This is a genomic window from Thermodesulfomicrobium thermophilum DSM 16697 (assembly GCF_059568695.1).
On sequence record NZ_JCANTW010000011.1, the window covers coordinates 155489 to 172200 of the forward strand.

General features: G+C 64.1%; 17 protein-coding genes. 14 read left to right on the forward strand and 3 right to left on the reverse strand.

Annotation, left to right across the window (positions count from 1 at the left end; all coding sequences use genetic code 11):
* The first annotated feature begins 15 nt into the window (after positions 1–15).
* Positions 16–336 (forward strand): hypothetical protein, encoded by a 321-nt coding sequence (locus tag BR00_RS02030; RefSeq protein ID WP_496475950.1) that lies wholly within the window; start codon positions 16–18, stop codon positions 334–336.
* Positions 337–351: 15 nt separating this feature from the next.
* Here the strand turns inward: BR00_RS02030 and BR00_RS02035 are convergent, their stop codons facing one another.
* Positions 352–966 (reverse strand): coiled-coil domain-containing protein, encoded by a 615-nt coding sequence (locus BR00_RS02035; RefSeq protein WP_496475951.1) that lies wholly within the window; start codon positions 964–966, stop codon positions 352–354.
* Positions 967–1164: 198 nt separating this feature from the next.
* Between BR00_RS02035 and BR00_RS02040 the strand changes: the two genes are divergently transcribed.
* The 12 genes from BR00_RS02040 to BR00_RS02095 all read left to right on the forward strand — a co-directional run bounded on the left by BR00_RS02040 (position 1165) and on the right by BR00_RS02095 (position 14787).
* Positions 1165–1458, forward strand: a complete 294-nt coding sequence (locus tag BR00_RS02040; protein ID WP_496475952.1) for a P-loop NTPase family protein — start codon at positions 1165–1167, stop codon at positions 1456–1458.
* Positions 1459–1573: 115 nt separating this feature from the next.
* Positions 1574–2497: a branched-chain amino acid transaminase gene (locus BR00_RS02045; RefSeq protein ID WP_496475953.1), complete on the forward strand. Its 924-nt coding sequence runs from the start codon at positions 1574–1576 to the stop codon at positions 2495–2497.
* 102 nt (positions 2498–2599) lie between these two features.
* Positions 2600–4291, forward strand: a complete 1692-nt coding sequence (gene dnaX / locus BR00_RS02050) for a DNA polymerase III subunit gamma/tau (protein WP_496475954.1) — start codon at positions 2600–2602, stop codon at positions 4289–4291.
* Positions 4284–4586, forward strand: coding sequence for a YbaB/EbfC family nucleoid-associated protein (locus tag BR00_RS02055; protein ID WP_496475955.1), 303 nt, complete (start codon positions 4284–4286; stop codon positions 4584–4586). The genes dnaX and BR00_RS02055 overlap by 8 nt, the downstream gene beginning before the upstream one ends.
* 9 nt (positions 4587–4595) lie before the next feature.
* A complete protein-coding gene (gene recR / locus BR00_RS02060; RefSeq protein WP_496475956.1) occupies positions 4596–5204 on the forward strand; it encodes a recombination mediator RecR in 609 nt (202 codons plus the stop codon).
* A gap of 2 nt (positions 5205–5206) precedes the next feature.
* Positions 5207–7387 (forward strand): SF1B family DNA helicase RecD2, encoded by a 2181-nt coding sequence (recD2, locus tag BR00_RS02065; RefSeq protein ID WP_496475957.1) that lies wholly within the window; start codon positions 5207–5209, stop codon positions 7385–7387.
* A complete protein-coding gene (locus BR00_RS02070; protein ID WP_496475958.1) occupies positions 7384–9162 on the forward strand; it encodes an extracellular solute-binding protein in 1779 nt (592 codons plus the stop codon). The genes recD2 and BR00_RS02070 overlap by 4 nt, the downstream gene beginning before the upstream one ends.
* On the forward strand, positions 9159–10235 hold the full coding sequence (locus tag BR00_RS02075; protein WP_496475959.1) for a microcin C ABC transporter permease YejB: 1077 nt from the start codon (positions 9159–9161) through the stop codon (positions 10233–10235). Before BR00_RS02070 ends, BR00_RS02075 begins: the two co-directional genes overlap by 4 nt.
* Positions 10232–11248, forward strand: coding sequence for an ABC transporter permease (locus BR00_RS02080; RefSeq protein WP_496475960.1), 1017 nt, complete (start codon positions 10232–10234; stop codon positions 11246–11248). Before BR00_RS02075 ends, BR00_RS02080 begins: the two co-directional genes overlap by 4 nt.
* Positions 11220–12803, forward strand: a complete 1584-nt coding sequence (locus tag BR00_RS02085) for an ABC transporter ATP-binding protein (RefSeq protein WP_496475961.1) — start codon at positions 11220–11222, stop codon at positions 12801–12803. The genes BR00_RS02080 and BR00_RS02085 overlap by 29 nt, the downstream gene beginning before the upstream one ends.
* Positions 12800–14128, forward strand: coding sequence for a TrkH family potassium uptake protein (locus tag BR00_RS02090; protein WP_496475962.1), 1329 nt, complete (start codon positions 12800–12802; stop codon positions 14126–14128). The genes BR00_RS02085 and BR00_RS02090 overlap by 4 nt, the downstream gene beginning before the upstream one ends.
* Positions 14129–14136: 8 nt before the next feature.
* Positions 14137–14787 (forward strand): potassium channel family protein, encoded by a 651-nt coding sequence (locus tag BR00_RS02095; protein WP_496475963.1) that lies wholly within the window; start codon positions 14137–14139, stop codon positions 14785–14787.
* 1 nt (position 14788) lies between these two features.
* On the opposite strand, the gene BR00_RS02100 is transcribed toward BR00_RS02095, so the two are convergent.
* Positions 14789–14956 carry a hypothetical protein gene (locus tag BR00_RS02100; protein WP_496475964.1) on the reverse strand — a complete coding sequence of 56 codons (168 nt, stop codon included), beginning with the start codon at positions 14954–14956 and terminating at the stop codon, positions 14789–14791.
* Here BR00_RS02100 and BR00_RS02105 point away from each other — a divergent pair.
* Positions 14955–15947, forward strand: coding sequence for a tRNA dihydrouridine synthase (locus tag BR00_RS02105; RefSeq protein WP_496475965.1), 993 nt, complete (start codon positions 14955–14957; stop codon positions 15945–15947). The two genes, BR00_RS02100 and BR00_RS02105, sit on opposite strands and share 2 nt — an antisense overlap.
* 59 nt (positions 15948–16006) lie before the next feature.
* Here BR00_RS02105 and bioD read toward each other — a convergent pair whose 3' ends face one another.
* A complete protein-coding gene (gene bioD, locus BR00_RS02110; protein ID WP_496475966.1) occupies positions 16007–16711 on the reverse strand; it encodes a dethiobiotin synthase in 705 nt (234 codons plus the stop codon).
* Position 16712 lies beyond the last annotated feature (1 nt).

The window sequence follows — 16712 nt, forward strand, 5'->3', positions numbered from 1 at the left end:
GCTTTTTACGAAGCGATGTATTACGGCACCCCCATCGTCACCTGGCCGGGACGTTTTATGCGGGGACGCATTGTCGCCGGCGGCTACCAGCAGATGGAATTGATAGATGTGCCGGTGGCCAACAGCCTGGAAGAATATGCCGAGGTGGCCGTGGCCTGGGCAAACGATCCACACCGGCGGCAGCGTTTCCGCCAGGCGGCCCTTGCGGCGCGGGAGAAGCTTTTTGCCGACGCCCTGATTGTCCGGCAGTTGGAGGAGTTTCTCCTCGCCGCCTTGGATGCCGCGGATCGGGGCGAAAAGCTGCCGTCAGGGTGGAGGGCAGCGTTGTCAAAATAAACAACACATGGTGTTTTAGAAAAGTTGCAGCATCTTCCCGATGAGTCCAATCATAGAAATGGCGGAAAAAGTCATGGCAAAGGTGAACATGCGCATCATTTGATTGCGGTTTTCCCGCAAACCATCGTCGATGCGACGGTCAATGCGTTCGATGATCTTGTCCAGCTTACTATCCAGCTGCTCGAAGCGTTTGTTCACCTGCTCAAAGCGCTTGTCCACTTGCTCGAAACGCTTGTTTATACGGTCTTCCAGATCTTTGATCTCCGTCCGCACAGCAATGAACTGCGCATCCACCTGCTCGAAGCGCTTGTCCACTTGCTCGAAGCGCTTGTCCACCTGCTCGAAACGCTTGTTTATACGGTCTTCCAGATCTTTGATCTCCGTCCGCACAGCAATGAACTGCGCATCCACCTGCTCGAAGCGCTTGTCCACTTGCTCGAAGCGCTTGGCCATGCGGTCTTCCAGGTTTTTGATGTCCTCTTTGATCTCATTGACCTGGTATTGCAGGTTATCGAACCGGACTTCAAAATATTTTGAGGTGGGAATGATATTGGCAATCAAGACGTCAATGGTTTTCGGGTCGAGCGTCAGCTCGTGAGGGGATGTTGGAGTGTGCCGCTCTTCGGTCATTGGCCATGCCTCCTCGGCTTTTGCGGAGTTGTCTTCGTCGCCGCCGTAATGATTTTAAAAAACGCATAGTGCATTGGCACTGGGGCGTCAAACCTCCACACGGTGTCCACAGCTCGTGCCGTCCCCGCGTTGCGGGAGGTCGTGGCGAAGGGGCACCCACTCCGGGGAACCTGGGATGGAGACGTGCAGGAGCCGGGTTTGCGCCCCGCGGTGGTGGGCCGGAGCAATCCGGGTCCGTCCTCGCCGGTCAACGTCCCGGTGGGCCGCAAGCCTCGCATCGTGAGCCCGTTGGCCGGCACCGCCCGCGATGCTGTGGACGCAAAGCCCGTGCGCGACGGCAAGTGCTCTGTCTGCGTGGACACCGCAGAGGTTCGCCGCAACTCCCGGGGGTGGAGAGCTTGGAGGACTTCTTGGCTTGGGCAGACTTCCGGTGCGCCTGTCCTGCGCAGCAGCCACGACCCGCAGGATTCCAAGACAAGCCGGCGGCGGTAGGCAGCGGGGCGCCATCTCCCCCGCCCTTGACCGCTGGAGGCCCTCTACCCTAGACGACAGACTTTCCCGACGGGCAGATGGGTGCCCGGGCGATTTCTACCCGAGGAGGCTTCGGATGGTTCAGAAAGCGGAAACGATCTGGTTTGATGGCGAGCTGGTGCCGTGGGACGAGGCCAAGGTCCACGTGCTCACCCATACCCTGCACTATGGCATGGGCGTTTTTGAGGGGATCCGCTGCTACACGTGCACCGATGGCGGGTCCGCAGTGTTTCGGCTGCGTGAGCATGTGCGCCGGCTTTTCGATTCGGCCAAGATCAACGAGATGGCCGTCCCCTTCACGGAAGCGCAGATCTGCGACGCCATCGTCGAGACCCTCAAGGCCAACCGCCTGGCCGAGGGCTACATCCGGCCGCTTTGCATCATCGGCGCGGGCGCCATGGGAGTGTACCCTGCGGACAACCCTGTGCAGACCATCATCGCCGTATGGCCGTGGGGGGCGTATCTGGGCGCCGAAGCCTTGGAAAAGGGAATCCGCGTGAAGACCTCCACCTTCACCCGCCATCATGTGAACGTGATGATGACCAAGGCCAAGACCTGCGGCAATTACGTCAATTCCATCCTGGCCAAGCGCGAGGCCGTCGCCGAAGGCTACAACGAGGCCCTCATGCTCGATACCGAAGGGTATGTGTGCGAGGCTACGGGCGAGAATATTTTCATCGTGTGCGACGGCGTCATCAAGACCCCGCCGCCGGGGGCGATTTTGGCGGGCATCACGCGGGAGTCGGTCATGCTCTTGGCGGAAGACCTGGGCTATACCGTGGTGGAAGAGCGCTTTACCCGTGACGCTCTGTACAGCGCCGACGAGGCCTTCTTCACCGGCACCGCGGCGGAGATCACCCCGATTCGCGAAGTGGACCGTCGCGTCATCGGCGCCGGCAAGCGGGGACCGGTGACCGCAGCCTTGCAGGACGCCTACTTCAAGGTCCTGCGGGGAGAAAATCCCAAGTACGGCGCCTGGCTCACCCGCTATTCGTTCTAGATGTCGGACATCCCTGGGCAGATGCCCGCACGCTGGAAATCCATCTCATGGAGGCGGCCCGGACCCCCCCGGGCCGCTGCCGCGCTTACGGGTACCAACGCCATGACCGCTGCCGGCCATACGAGCTTGACCGCCAAGTATCGCCCCCAAACCTTTGCCGCCGTGGTGGGGCAGGGGGCGACGACCCGCATTTTGTCCCAGGCGGCGGCGCAGCGCCGCATCGCCCCGGCCTATCTCTTCAGCGGCACCCGTGGGGTGGGCAAGACCACGGTGGCGCGTATCTTTGCCAAGGCCATCAATTGCCTGCATGGCCCAGCGCCGGAGCCATGCAATACCTGCTCCATGTGCCGCCAGATCACCGCAGGCACGGCCGTGGACGTGGTGGAGATCGACGGCGCCTCCAACACCGGCGTGGAGCATGTGCGCCGCCTCAAAGAAGACGTGGGCTACGCCCCCTTGGAAGGGCAGTACAAGGTCATCATCGTTGACGAAGCCCACATGCTCTCCAAGGCGGCCTTCAATGCCCTCCTCAAGACCCTGGAAGAGCCTCCGGCCCATGCCACCTTCATTTTGGCCACCACCGAGCCGGAGAAATTCCCCATCACCATCGTGAGCCGCTGCCAGCACTTCGTGTTCCAGCGTGTCGCCCAGGCCGATCTGGAGGCCCACCTGGCAGAGGTGCTCGGCCGCGAAGGCGTCGCCTTCGACCCCGAGGCGGTGCGTCTCATCGCCCGTCGGGGCGCCGGCTCGGTGCGGGACGCCATGTCGCTCCTCTCGCAGGTCCTCGCCCTGGGGAGCGAGCGGCTCTCGGATGCCGATGTGCGCGATGTCCTCGGCATGGTGGGCTTCTCCACGTTTCTGGACGTACTGCAGGCGGTGCGCGACCGGGATCTGGCCGCGCTCCATGCTCTGGTGAGGCAATTGGTGGACGGGGGCATGGATTTGGGCTTCTTCCTGCGGGAGCTCACCTCCTTGTGGCGCGATGTCTTTCTCCTTTCCCGCTTGGGCGCCGCCGCCAGAGCCCTGGTGGAGACGTCCGAGGAAGAAAAGTCGGCCCTGGCGGCCGTGGCGACCGGGTTTTCCACGGCCCATGCCCACGCGGCATGGCAGATGAGCCTCGAGACCCAGCGCACGGTCACCCATAGTCCGGACCCGGCCTTGGCTTTGGAGCTCCATTTGGTGAACCTGGCCCTGGTGCCCGAGCTTTTGCCCGTGGAGCGCGCCCCCCAAGGAGAGGGGCCGCAGCGTCCGTCTCCTGCGCCCGCTCCAGCGCCTGCCCGAAGCACGCCGTCCGCCTCAAAGAGTTCCACGCCCCCCGCACAGAACTCCGCCCTCCAGGCGCCTTTGCCTCCCGAAGCTGCGGCAGCACCCCGTGACGGGAAGGCCACGCCTCCGGCGCCGCAGCGTGCCGCAACGTCTGCGCCTGCGGTGGAGCCGGGCTCCTGGCCGGGGTTTGTCGCCTATCTCCAGGAACAAGGCCTTGCCGCGCAGGTCTGTTCCGTACTGCACGGAGAAGTGGCGGAGGATACGGTGCGCATCCGTGTGCCGAGCACCTTTGTGGCTGCTCGGCTCCAGGATTTTCAGACCAAAAAATCGCTTTCGACCATTGCTCGGACCTATTTTGGCCGACCCATGCAGGTGCTTGTGGATTCCCCTCCGCTGTCTTCCCGCAAGACCAAGGCAGAGCTCAAGGAAATGGCCCTCAACCATCCCCAAATCCAAGCTATCCGCGAGCGGTTTCAGGCCAAGATCATCGATGTCCGGCCCAATACAGGAGGAATGAACCGTGAATGAATTGATCCGTCAGGCCCAGATCATGCAGAAAAAGATGCTCCGCACCCAGGAAGAAGTGGGTAAACGTGTGGTGGAAGCCTCGGCCGGAGGCGGCATGGTGCAGGTGGCCGCCACGTGTGCGGGCGAACTGCAGAAGATCACCATCGATCCATCGGTGCTCGCCAGCGGCGATGCGGAAATGCTCCAGGATTTGATCATCTCCGCCGTCAACGAGGTGCTCAAGAAGGGCAAGGCCGAGCTCCAGACGGAAATGGCCAAGATCACCGGCGGGATGCGCATCCCCGGACTGCTTTAGGAGGGCTCGGTGGCGCGCCCGTTGCCCGCTCCTTTGCGGGAGGTCGTGGATCGTCTGGCGACCTTGCCGGGTCTGGGGCCCAAGAGCGCCCTCCGCATTGGCCTCACTTTGCTGCGCTGGCCCGAGGAACGCACCCGCGATCTCGGGGAGCGCATCGTGCTTTTGCGGGAGAACCTCCACATCTGCCGGCGCTGCGGCGCCCTGGCGGAAACGCCGGTATGCGCCTTGTGCCAAGACCCGGCCCGCAGTGACGACGAGCTCTGTGTGGTGGCCGAGTGGGACAGCATCCTGGTCATGGAAGAGATGGGCGTGTACCGGGGGCGCTATGTGGTGCTCGGCGGCCTCCTGGCCCCCTTGGACGGCATGGACACGGACCGTTTGGATTTTGCCCGCCTGGAGGCCGTCCTCCAGGAAGGCCGGGTGCGGGAGGTGATCCTCGCGTTGGGTTCCACTATGGAGGCGGAGGCCACGGCGTCTCTCGTCACCGCCCGCATCAAGGCCCGCTTTCCAGCGGTGCGGGTCACCCGCCTGGCCCAGGGCATTCCCTTGGGGGCGGAGCTCAAATACGTGGACCCGGAAACCCTCAAGCAATCCTTGAAGTATCGCCAAGACCTGTGACCATGGAATCCATACGCGGTGATGTCGTCAGCGTGGTCTTCCATAACCCGGAGACGGGCTACGCCATCCTGCGTTTGGATGCCGGGGCCTTGGGGACCGTGGTCGTGGTGGGAGCTCTGGGCGGCGTCTCTCCGGGAGAGGGGCTGGAAGTGGATGGCCGCTGGGTGGATCACCCCCGATTTGGCCGCCAGTTCCAGGCCCAAAGCTATCAGGTGCGTTTGCCGGCCTCCTTGGCCGGGGTGCAGCGCTTTCTTGCCTCTGGGGCGCTGCGCGGGGTAGGGCCCAAGCTCGCCCAGCGCCTCATCGACCACTTCGGCCCCCGCACCCTGGAGGTCTTGGAGAGCGAGCCGGAAAAGCTCTTGCGCGTGGAAGGCATCGGCAAGGCCACCCTTTCCCGCATCTGCGCATCGTGGCAGAACATGCGGGAAATCCGTGGCCTGATGCTTTTTTTGCAAGAACACGCCTTTCCCGTGTCGCTCGCCTACCGCATCTTCAAGGTCTATGGCACGCGCTCCGTGGAGCAGTTGCGCCAAAACCCCTACGCCTTGGCCTACGACGTGCACGGGGTGGGATTCCGCACCGCTGATGCCTTGGCTTTGCGTCTCGGGTTTCCGGAAGACTCCCCAGAGCGTATTCAGGCGGGCCTGGAGTTTGCCCTGCGCCAGGCCAGCGAGCAGGGCGGGCATGTGTTTCTGCCGCGCGCAGGCCTCCTGGACGAGGCGGCCAAACTCCTTGCGTGCTCCGACGGCCATCTGCTCGCCCAAGGTTTGGAAGGGCTTGGCGCCCGCAAACGCATCGTCGAAGAAGACCTGTCCGCCAAGGGAGTTCCGGAGGCGGTCTTTTTGTCGTTTTTCCACCGCGCCGAACGGGAGACCGCGGCCCGCCTGGTGGCCTTGATGGAGCACCGCATGGAGCTTCCTGCGGCCCAGGTGGAGCGGCGTCTGCAGCAGGAGACCGCGCGGCTGGGCATCCGTCTTGCCCCGGAGCAGCGTCTGGCCGTGGAGGCGGCGGTGACGGAAAAGGTCTGCGTCATCACCGGCGGTCCGGGGACGGGCAAGACCACCATCATCCGCGTCGTGGCTCGGGTGCTGCGGGCCTTGGGCCTCAAGGTGGGGCTTGCCGCGCCCACGGGGCGGGCGGCCAAACGCCTGGCCGAGGCTACGGGCTTTGCCGCCCAGACCGTGCACCGGCTGCTCAAGTACCAGCCCGGGGCGAGCTTTGAATACGGCGAAGACAACAAGCTCCCCCTGCAGGCCTTGATTCTCGACGAGGCCTCCATGCTCGATAGTGCCTTGGCCTTGGCGGTGCTGCGCGCCTTGCCGTTGGGCTGCCGCCTCATCTTGGTGGGGGATGAAAACCAGCTCCCGTCGGTCGGGCCGGGTAACGTGCTCGGGGATATCCTCGCGTGCGGCTGCGTCCCGGCGGTGCAGCTGACCCACATTTTTCGCCAAGCCGAGACGAGCACCATCGTGGTCAATGCCCACCGGGTGCGGGAAGGAAAAATGCCCCTGGCAAGCCCCAAAGAGCCGCCGCGGGCGGATTTTTTCTGGGTGGAGAAGGAAGACCCCGCCGAGGTGGCGGAGCTGGTGGTGCGCTTGGTGGCGGAGCGCATTCCGGAAATCTACGGCCTGGACCCTTTGACCGAAGTGCAGGTTCTCACCCCCATGCACAAAGGCGAGGTGGGGACCGCCGCCCTCAATGAGCGCCTGCAGGCCGTGCTCAATCCCCATGGCCGGGCCGTGGGGGCGGGGCAGCGGGGATTTCGCGTGGGCGACCGGGTACTTCAGGTCCGCAACGACTACGACAAAGAGGTCTTCAACGGCGATCTGGGCCGGATCGTGGCCGCGGACCAGGCCGAAGGTGAGGTGCGCGTGGATTTTGATGGCCGGGAAGTGAGTTACGGTCTCGACGAGCTCGACAATCTCACCCTGGCCTATGCCATCAGCGTGCACAAGAGTCAGGGGAGCGAGTACCCGGCCATCGTCTTTCCCATCGTGACCCAACACTACATGCTTTTGCAGCGCAATCTCATCTATACGGGTCTGACCCGCGCCCGCCGCCTGGCGGTGCTGGTGGGTTCCCGGCAGGCGCTGCGCATGGGCCTGGCCAACGAGCGCGGCCGCGCCCGCCACACCGCCCTCGATGTGCGCATCCGCCAGCAATGCATGGGGGATGGACTATGAAGTGGACGGGACTCGTGTTCGTCCTGGTGGTCCTGGCCATGGCGGCCCCGGCCTGGGGAGGATCCGTCCACGCCCTGGCCTTGGGCTCGGCCCCCAAATACGGACCGGACTTTTCCCACTTCGATTACGTGCGGCCGGACGCCCCCAAGGGCGGGCATTTGCGGCTGGCGTCCGTCGGAGGATTCGACAGTCTCAACCCGTGGATTTTGCGCGGCCAGGCGGCAGACGGCGTGGAGCTCACCGTGGACACCCTCATGGTGCAATCCCTGGAAGAGCCTTTTACGGTGTACGGGCTTGTGGCCCGGTCCGTGGAGCTGGAGGATGAAGCCATGGTGGTGCACCTGCGGCCTGAGGCGCGGTTTCATGACGGAAGCCCGATCACGGCCGCGGACGTGGTCTTCACCTTCGAGGCCCTGACCCAGCGCGGATCCCCCGTGTACCAGCAGTATTACGCCGAAGTCACCGGCGCCAAGGCCGTGGATGCACACACCGTGCGCTTTACCTTTGCCGCAGGGCACAGCCCGGAGCTCCCCCTCATTGTGGGCCAACTGCCCGTCCTCTCTCAGCGCTGGTGGCAGGAGCGGGACTTTACCGCCCCCACCTTGGAGCCCCCGCTCACCAGCGGTCCGTACCGGGTGGAATCCGTGCAGCCAGGCCAGCGCATCACCTATGTCCGCGATCCCAACTATTGGGCAAGGGATCTGCCGGTGAACCGCGGACGCCACAACTTCGACCGCATCACCTACGAAACCTACCGCGACACTTCCGTGACCCTGGAGGCCTTTCTCGCCGGTCAATACCATTTCCGTCTGGAGACTACCGCCAAGAATTGGCACATCGGCTACCGGGGCCCTGCAGTGGAGTCCGGCCGCATCCGGCGCGAGCGCATTGCCCATCATTTGCCCCAGGGAATGCAATGTTTTGCCTTCAATCTGCGCCGTCCCATCTTTGCCGATCCCCGGGTGCGCCACGCCCTGGCATTGGCCTTTGATTTTTCCTGGAGCAATACCGCCCTGTTCTATGGGGAGTATACCCGCACCTCCAGTTTCTTCGCCAATTCCGAGCTGGCGGCAGAGGGCCCGGCATCCCCCGAAGAGCGGGCCCTGCTCGATCCGTGGCGCGAGCATCTGCCTGCATCGGTGGACCTGCCGTTTGTCCTGCCCAAGACGGATGGATCGGGGTTTCCCCGGGAAAATCTACGCCGAGCCCTCACGCTGCTCACCGAGGCCGGCTACCGCCTGGAAAACGGGGTCATGACCCGCAATGGCCAGCCGCTTTCCTTTGAGCTGCTACTCGTGCAGCCCGAGTTCGAGCGGGTGGTCCTGCCCTACCAGCGTAACCTCGCCAAGCTTGGTGTTCGGATGCAGGTGCGCCTCATGGACGTGGCCCAGTACATCGGGCGACTGCGGAACTTCGACTACGACATGATCGTCACCTCCTTTCCCCAGTCGCTGTCTCCAGGCAACGAGCAGCGCTCCTTTTGGAGCTCGGCGGCGGCGAAGACTCCAGGATCGCGCAATTATTGCGGTATCGCCAACCCCGCCATCGACGCTTTGGTGGAGGCCGTGATCCGTGCCCCGTCGAGGACCGAGCTCATCACCGCCTGCCGGGCTCTGGATCGGGCGCTGCTCCATGGCTGGTACGTGGTGCCTCAATGGCATGCCACGAGTTTTCGGGTGGCGTACTGGGATGTCCTGCACCATCCGGAGCACACCCCGCCCTATGGATTGGATCTGCAAAGCTGGTGGATGGAGCCGGAAGGAGGCAGGCCATGAGCGCGTATCTCTTGCGGCGTATGCTCCTCGTGATCCCGACCTTGTGGGGGATTTTGACCATCAACTTCTTCCTGGTGCAGCTGGCCCCCGGCGGGCCGGTGGAGCAAATGCTCGCCCGCTTGCACGGCGTGGAAGTGGGGGCCACCGCCAAGGTGGCGGGCCCAGCGGCCGAAGGCGGTACGGCGCGCACGGGGATGTACCGCGGGGCCCAAGGCTTGGACCGCCAGCTCCAAGCGCGTATCGAAAAGCTCTACGGCTTTGATCGTCCCATTGGAGAGCGCTACGTAGAGACGCTCATCCACTATGCGCGTTTCGACTTGGGCGAGAGCCTGTTTCGGGGAAAGCCGGTGATGCAATTGATCGTCGAACGTCTGCCGGTCTCCATGTCCCTTGGAGTGTGGAGCACGCTCCTCATCTATGCCATCTCCATCCCCCTGGGCGTGGCCAAGGCCGTGCGCCACGGCTCCTCCTTCGACGCCGCCACCAGCCTGGTGGTGGTCATGGGCAGCGCCATCCCGGTGTTCCTGTTCGCCATGCTGCTCGTGGTGCTGTTTGCCGGCGGCAGCTTTTGGCAGATCTTTCCCCTGCGGGGACTCACTTCTCCGGGGTGGGAGGAGATGACGCTCTGGGGCAAGGTCGTGGATTACTTCTGGCACCTTGCCTTGCCGGTCACGGCCATGACCATCGGCGGCTTTGCCACCCTGACCATGCTCACCAAGAACTGCTTTTTGGAGGAGCTCTCCAAGCTCTATACCGTTACCGCCCGGGCCAAAGGGGCGAGCGAGCGGGGCGTGCTCTTGGGCCATGTGTTTCGCAACGCTATGCTGCTGGTGATCGCCGGATTTCCGGCGGCCTTCATCGGGATGTTTTTTACCGGCTCACTCCTGGTGGAAGTCATCTTTTCCTTGGACGGCCTCGGGCTTTTGGGGTTTGAGGCCACCATTTCCCGCGATTACCCGGTGATTTTCGGCTCGCTCTATGTCTTTACCCTGCTGGGGCTCCTCACCAAGATCCTCTCGGACCTCACCTACACCCTGGTGGACCCGCGCATCCACTTTGGAGGCCAGCAGTGAATCCCGTGTGGCAGCGCCGCCTTGCCCGGTTTCGCCGAAATCGCCGCGCCGTGTGGTCCGGACGCCTCCTGCTGCTGCTGTGCCTGCTCTGCATGGCCGCGGATATCCTGGCCACGGATCGCCCGCTTCTGGTGCGCTATCAAGGGGAGTTGTATGCCCCGGTGCTGCAGGCTTATCCCGAGACCACCTTCGGCGGGTTTCTGCCTACGGAAACCGACTTCCACGACCCGTGGATCCAGCGCCACATCGCGGATCACGGCTGGATCCTCTGGGCTCCCATCCCCTTTGGTCCGCGCACCATCGACTTTTCCTTGGACCAGGCCGTACCGGCGCCACCTTCCCGGAGGCACCTTCTCGGCACTGATGACGTGGGCCGGGACGTGGCGGCCCGCATGCTCCACGGCATGCGCATCTCCCTCGTTTTTGCCGCTGTCGTGGCGGCGGCGAGCGTGGCCATCGGCGTGGGGGTAGGGGCCATGCAAGGCTACTTCGGCGGTCTGGTGGACCTTCTCGGGCAGCGGCTGCTGGAGGTTTGGTCCGGTATCCCCGGGCTCTTCGTGCTCATCCTGCTGGCCTCGGTGGTGGAGCCGAGTTTTTGGTGGCTGCTTGCCGTGACCATGCTCTTTTCCTGGATGACCCTGGTGGACCCCGTGCGCGCCGAGTTCCTGCGCGGCCGTACCCTGGACTACGTACGGGCGGCCCAGGCCATGGGCGTGCCCCACGGCCGCATCATGCTGCGCCATATCCTGCCCAACGCCATGGTGGCGGCGCTCACCTTTTTGCCGTTTGTGGCCAGCGGGGCCATCACCACATTGACCTCGCTGGACTTTCTTGGCTTTGGTCTGCCTCCGGGATCTCCCTCCCTGGGCGAGCTCCTCTCTCAAGGCAAAAACAACCTCCAGGCCCCGTGGCTGGGGCTCGCTTCCTTTGGCGCCTTGGCGGCCCTGCTCAGTCTTTTGGTCTTCCTTGGCGAAGGAGTGCGCGATGCCTTCGATCCCCATGCCCAAGACTGAACCATTGCTGGAGGTCCGTGACCTTGCCGTGACTTTTGCGGGCGCGGCGCGCCCGGCCGTGCAGGGTGTGGCGTTTCGGCTTGCTGCCGGAGGAAGCCTGGCCCTGGTGGGAGAGAGCGGCTCGGGAAAGACGGCCACAGCCCTGGCCGTGTTGCGGCTCTTGCCTCCGGGCACGCGCCTTGCGGGCAGCATCCGCCTCCTGGGGATAGAGATGCTCAGCGCGCCCCCGAAGACCCTGCAGCGCATGCGCGGCGGGGCTGTGGGCATGGTCTTTCAGGAGCCCATGACCTCCCTCAATCCCCTGCACCGGGCAGGGCGGCAGATCGCTGAGGCCATCTCCTTGCATCAAGCCCTTTCCCCGGCGCAGGTGCGCCGGCGGGTGGAAGCACTCCTGGAGCAGGTGGGGCTTTCGCCACGGCACGCGGAAAGTTACCCACACCAACTCTCCGGCGGCCAGCGGCAGCGGGTCATGCTCGCCATGGCCCTGGCCAATGATCCCCAACTCCTCATTGCCGACGAGCCGACCACGGCCCTGGATGTGGCCACCCAAGAGGGGATTCTGCAGCTTTTGCAGGAGGTACGCGCCCGCACGGGCATGGCGGTGCTCTTCATCACCCATGACCTCGGCCTTGCCCGGCGCCTGGCCGACGAGGTGGTGGTGCTGCGGCGCGGCCAGGTGGTGGAGCGCGGCCCGGTGGCGCAGATCTTCTCGCGGCCCACGCATCCCTACACCCAGGAACTCTTGCGGCCCTTGCCCGCAGCCCCCCTCTCGACCCCAGGGGAGAGCGTTCTTCTGGAGGCGGAGGGTATCGGAGTGCACGTGTCCATGGGAGGTTTTTGGCGCCGCCGCAGCCGAACGCTCCTCGAAGACGTCCACCTGCGCCTGCGTGAAGGAGAGTCCTTGGCCGTGGTGGGGGAGAGCGGCTCGGGCAAGACCACGTTGGCCCTGGCCCTTACCCGATTGGTGCCGGCAACCGGGTCGGTCCGACTCTTGGGCGCGGATTTTTTCGCCTTGCAGGGGCAGTCCTTACGGCGGGCGCGTCGGCACATGCAGATGGTGTTTCAAGACCCTTTTGCCAGCCTCAATCCGCGCATGAGCGTGGAAGAAATCGTGGCCGAGGGGCTTGGGGTGCATACGAATCTCTCGGCTGGGGAGCGCCAGCGGCGGGTGGCCGCTGCCCTGGCCGCGGTGGAGCTGCCGGAAGACATCCTGCACCGATTTCCCCATGAATTTTCCGGTGGCCAGCGGCAGCGCATCGCCGTAGCCCGGGCCTTGGTGCTCGAGCCCAAGGTCCTGCTCCTCGATGAGCCCACCAGCGCCCTGGACCGTTCCACCCAGATCCAGATGGTGGAGCTCTTGCGCGCCCTGCAGGAGCGGCTGCGCCTCGCCATGGTGTTCATCACCCATGACCTGGTCCTGGCTCGGGCCATCTGCCACAGTCTTTTGGTCCTGCACCAGGGGCGCGCCGTGGAGTCCGGCCCCTTTGCCGAGGTCATCGCCGCGCCCCGCCACTCGGCCACCCAAACTTTGCTGCGGGCTGCGAGTTGCGTATGAAATGGGAACGCCTGGTTTCTCCGGCGCTGCTTCCGGTCTATGCCTTTGCCGCCACCATTGTGGGAGGCGCCTCCTTGCTGCGTCTGCCTTGGGCCACCACCCAACCCATCTCCTGGCTGGATGCGCTGTTCACCGCCACATCCGCAGTGTGCGTCACTGGACTTACGGTGGTGGACACAGGGACACGCTTTACGCTCTGGGGCCAAAACACCATCCTTGCCCTCATCCAATTGGGAGGGCTGGGCATCATGACCTACACCAGCCTGGTGTTCTATCTCTGGCGGCGGCGCGTTTCCTTCACGGACCGCATTGCCGTGGGTGGAGCGCTCCTTGCGGATCCCCGCTTCCGCCTTGGTCGTTTTCTCGTGGACGTCGTGGTGATGACCATCGGTATTGAACTGGCTGGTGCGTTTTTGTTGTGGACATGCGGCATGCGGCTCTATGATGCGTTTTTCCACGCCATTTCCGCGTTTTGCAACGCAGGATTCTCCACATATTCAGATAACCTCATGGGGTTTCGTGGAAATATCGCCGTCCAATGCACGATCATGGCGCTGATTTTCTTGGGCGGCATTGGTTTTTATGTCCTTGTGGATCTGCGCGATATGCTGTGGCAGCGTCGTTCGTGGCGCTCTTTGGGATGGCAAAGCCGACTGGTGCTTTCGACGAGCTTTTGGCTCATTGGGGCAGGGGGGCTCTCTTTGGCTTTGATGGAAAAGTTGGGGGCTGGAGAACTTTCCTGGGGGCAGGCCGTGCTCGACGGCGTGTTTCACGCCGTGTCCGCGCGCACCGCTGGGTTCAACACCGTGGATTTGGCCCGCCTTGCCGATGTGTCCTTGCTTTTTTTGGTTTTTTTGATGCTGGTGGGCGGATCTCCCGCCTCGTGTGCCGGTGGCATCAAGACCACCACCCTGCGGGTGCTCTGGGGGTTCGCCGTGGCCCAAGTCAAAGGCCGGCGGCAGGTGGTGGTGGCCGGGGCCGCTGTGGACACCACCTCATTCAACAAAGCCATGGCCTTGGTGGTGTGTTCGACGGGGTTGTTGGCGGCGGCCATTTTGGGTCTCCTTTTCCTGGAGGCCGGGGTTTCACCCCATGGCACGGCCCGCTCCATGTTGCTGGAGCTCATTTTCGAGGCAGTCTCCGCTTTTGGCACGGTGGGGCTTTCCACGGGGATTACCGCCTCGCTCACCCCGGTCAGCAAAATGGTGCTTATTGGACTGATGTTCGTGGGTCGGCTCGGCCCTGCGGTATTTCTCACCTTGCTGCAAACTTGGCAGGAACCAGAACATTTCGCCTGGCCGGAGCGTTCCATTTCCATCGGATAGGAGGCAGTATGGCTCGTGAGTTCGCCATCATTGGATTAGGAAAGTTCGGCTCCGTCTTGGGACGTTGCCTCCGGGAAAAAGGCCAAACCGTCATCGGTATCGACACGGATCCGGACAAGGTGCGCTTGGCCGCGGAGTACCTGTCCCATGCCTACGTAGCCGAGGCCACGGACAAGACCGCGCTGATGCAGCTCGGCGTGGCAGACTGCGACGAGGTCATCGTCAGTACCGGCCACTCCATGGAAGCCAGCATCCTCATCACCCTGTTTCTCAAGGAAATCGGCTGCAAGCGCGTGACCGTCAAGGCCGTGAGCGAGGACCACGAAAAGATCCTGCGCAAGGTGGGGGCCGACGAAGTGATCTTTCCCGAGGGGTTCGCCGCCCAACAATTGGCCGCCCAATTGGCGGTGCCGGGCTTTCTCGACTATCTCCCCTTGGGCGAAAATGTGGTGTTGCGCCAAATCACTGTGCGCGACTGGGCGGGCAAGTCCTTGCGCGACCTCGATCTCACCAACCAATTCGGCATTCAGGTGGTGGCCATCCGCAAGGCCGGGACCGAGCATTTTTCCTTTGTGCCGAGTCCGCACAAGCCGCTGAGTGCAGGCGACCTGCTCGTGTGCCTGGGGCCGGCCCAGGCCATGGATGGTCTTGCAGGCTAGCCTACCAACGCCGCAGCACCCGAGGGAGGATCCCCGCCGCAAGCACGACCACCGCAGCGAGCATCCCTCCGGCAAGCCCTGCAAGGCCAAAGTACTTGGCAAGGAGTCGAATCGCCCCCATGACGCCGAGGGCAAGTACGCCCCCCAACCAGAGTTTCCAACGCCCCATGGTACTCCCTCCCTTTGGAAATGATCCATTCCCCGCCATCTTGGCCCCTATGGCCGGGCTGGGACACATCGCCTTCCGCCAGGTGCTGGCGGGTTTTGGCGGCTATACCCTCATGATGACGGAAATGTGTAACGCCCGCGCCGTTGCTACGGAAAACCCCGAAACCTCGCGGGTGTTCCGCTGGAGACCCGAAGAGCTTCCTCATCTGGTGTGCCAGATCTTCGGCGCCGAGCCCAAGGACATGGCCATGGCTGCCCGGCGCATCGAAGCCGAAGGCTTTGCCGGTGTGGACATCAATATGGGCTGCGCCGTGGCTGCCATCACCAGCCGCGGAGCCGGGGCGGCCCTGCTTACCGACCCGGAGCGTGCCGTGGCTGTGGTGGATGCCGTGGCAAACGCGGTGCGCATTCCGGTATCCGTGAAGCTGCGGACCCTGCCGGGCCGCGACGTGGAAGGCACCTGTGCCTTGGCGCGGCGTTTGGTCTGCGCTGGAGCCAGTTGGTTGACCGTGCATCCGCGCGTGGCCCCGGACCGGCGTACCCGGCCTGCCCGCTGGGAAGACATCCGTGCCGTGGTGGAGGCAGTGGACGTCCCGGTGATGGGAAACGGGGATATCTGGCATCCGGAAGATGCACTTCGTATGCGGGCGCAGACCGGATGCGCCGGGGTGAGCATCGGCCGGGCGGCGGTGGCGAAGCCGTGGATCTTCGCCCAGATCCGCGGCGCGTTTTCCCTGGAGGACTCCATCTTTCTCGCAACGGCCCTGGCTATGGTGGACGCCCTGTGGGCCTGGAATGCGCCTGCCTCCGCCATGCAGCTTTTTCGCAAGTGGCTGCCCTATTTTTGCGCCAATTTCGTCTATGGCCACGCCATCGCCAAGCGCCTGCGGCAGGCGGCCGGCCGGGAAGAGCTCGTGGCTGCCCTGGAAAGGGAGCTTCTGCCGTGTCCGGCGCTCGCACACAGCCCGAATCCCTTTTTGGTGGTGGGATGATCTCAACACCACGGCCCACCAGGGGCACGTTGGAATCCCTTTTTGGTGGCGGGGTGGGTTCAAAAGGCCCATTGGAGGACCCGCGCACCGAGCTCTGCCATGACCGCAGGCGGACTGAGGGTGAGGGAGGTCGGGTCCGTGATGCGTCCTAAGGTTCCCAGCACCGGCACGCCGGTGAGCGCAAAGATGGCGGCGGCGTTTTCCTGGCGCTCCGCATGGGGCACGGCGTCCGCGGGGTCGCAGAAGACCACGCCCAAACACGGCAGCGACGCGCGCTCGAGGGCTTCCAGGGTGAGTACCGTATGGTTGATGGTGCCGAGCCCTGCCCGCGCCACCACCACACAGGGCGCGCCAAGGGCCTCGGCGAACTCCAGCATGGTCCACCCCGGGGCGATGGGCACCCGAATGCCGCCGGCCCCTTCCACCAGGCAGAGCCCGGAGAACCCGCGCACCCAGGCCGCAACGGCCTTGGGGTCGATGGTGATGCCGGCCGCAGCGGCGGCGATGCTCGGGGCCTTGGGCGCTGGCAAACAGGTGTGCACGGCCGCAGCGGCGGACCACGAAGCGCCGGTCACCCGGCGCACCCAGGCGGGATCGGAATCCTGCTCCACATCGCGGCAGCCGGTTTGCAGCGGTTTGAGGTAGCGCACCGGCGTCGCGCATCGTGGCTGCAACCAGGCCAGCAGGGCGGCGCTTACCATGGTTTTGCCCACATCCGTGTCCGTACCGGTAATGAAAATCGCACGCGGATCCGCAGACGGCATG

Bases quoted from the DNA above. Each gene is read 5' to 3' on its own strand.
- BR00_RS02030 (WP_496475950.1), top strand. From the start codon at position 16: ATGTATTACGGCACCCCCATCGTCACCTGGCCGGGACGTTTTATGCGG.
- BR00_RS02035 (WP_496475951.1), bottom strand. From the start codon at position 966: ATGACCGAAGAGCGGCACACTCCAACATCCCCTCACGAGCTGACGCTC.
- BR00_RS02045 (WP_496475953.1), top strand. From the start codon at position 1,574: ATGGTTCAGAAAGCGGAAACGATCTGGTTTGATGGCGAGCTGGTGCCG.
- dnaX (WP_496475954.1), top strand. From the start codon at position 2,600: ATGACCGCTGCCGGCCATACGAGCTTGACCGCCAAGTATCGCCCCCAA.
- recD2 (WP_496475957.1), top strand. From the start codon at position 5,207: ATGGAATCCATACGCGGTGATGTCGTCAGCGTGGTCTTCCATAACCCG.
- BR00_RS02070 (WP_496475958.1), top strand. From the start codon at position 7,384: ATGAAGTGGACGGGACTCGTGTTCGTCCTGGTGGTCCTGGCCATGGCG.
- BR00_RS02075 (WP_496475959.1), top strand. From the start codon at position 9,159: ATGAGCGCGTATCTCTTGCGGCGTATGCTCCTCGTGATCCCGACCTTG.
- BR00_RS02085 (WP_496475961.1), top strand. From the start codon at position 11,220: ATGCCTTCGATCCCCATGCCCAAGACTGAACCATTGCTGGAGGTCCGT.
- BR00_RS02090 (WP_496475962.1), top strand. From the start codon at position 12,800: ATGAAATGGGAACGCCTGGTTTCTCCGGCGCTGCTTCCGGTCTATGCC.
- BR00_RS02095 (WP_496475963.1), top strand. From the start codon at position 14,137: ATGGCTCGTGAGTTCGCCATCATTGGATTAGGAAAGTTCGGCTCCGTC.
- BR00_RS02105 (WP_496475965.1), top strand. From the start codon at position 14,955: ATGGTACTCCCTCCCTTTGGAAATGATCCATTCCCCGCCATCTTGGCC.
- BR00_RS02100 (WP_496475964.1), bottom strand. From the start codon at position 14,956: ATGGGGCGTTGGAAACTCTGGTTGGGGGGCGTACTTGCCCTCGGCGTC.
- bioD (WP_496475966.1), bottom strand. From the start codon at position 16,711: ATGCCGTCTGCGGATCCGCGTGCGATTTTCATTACCGGTACGGACACG.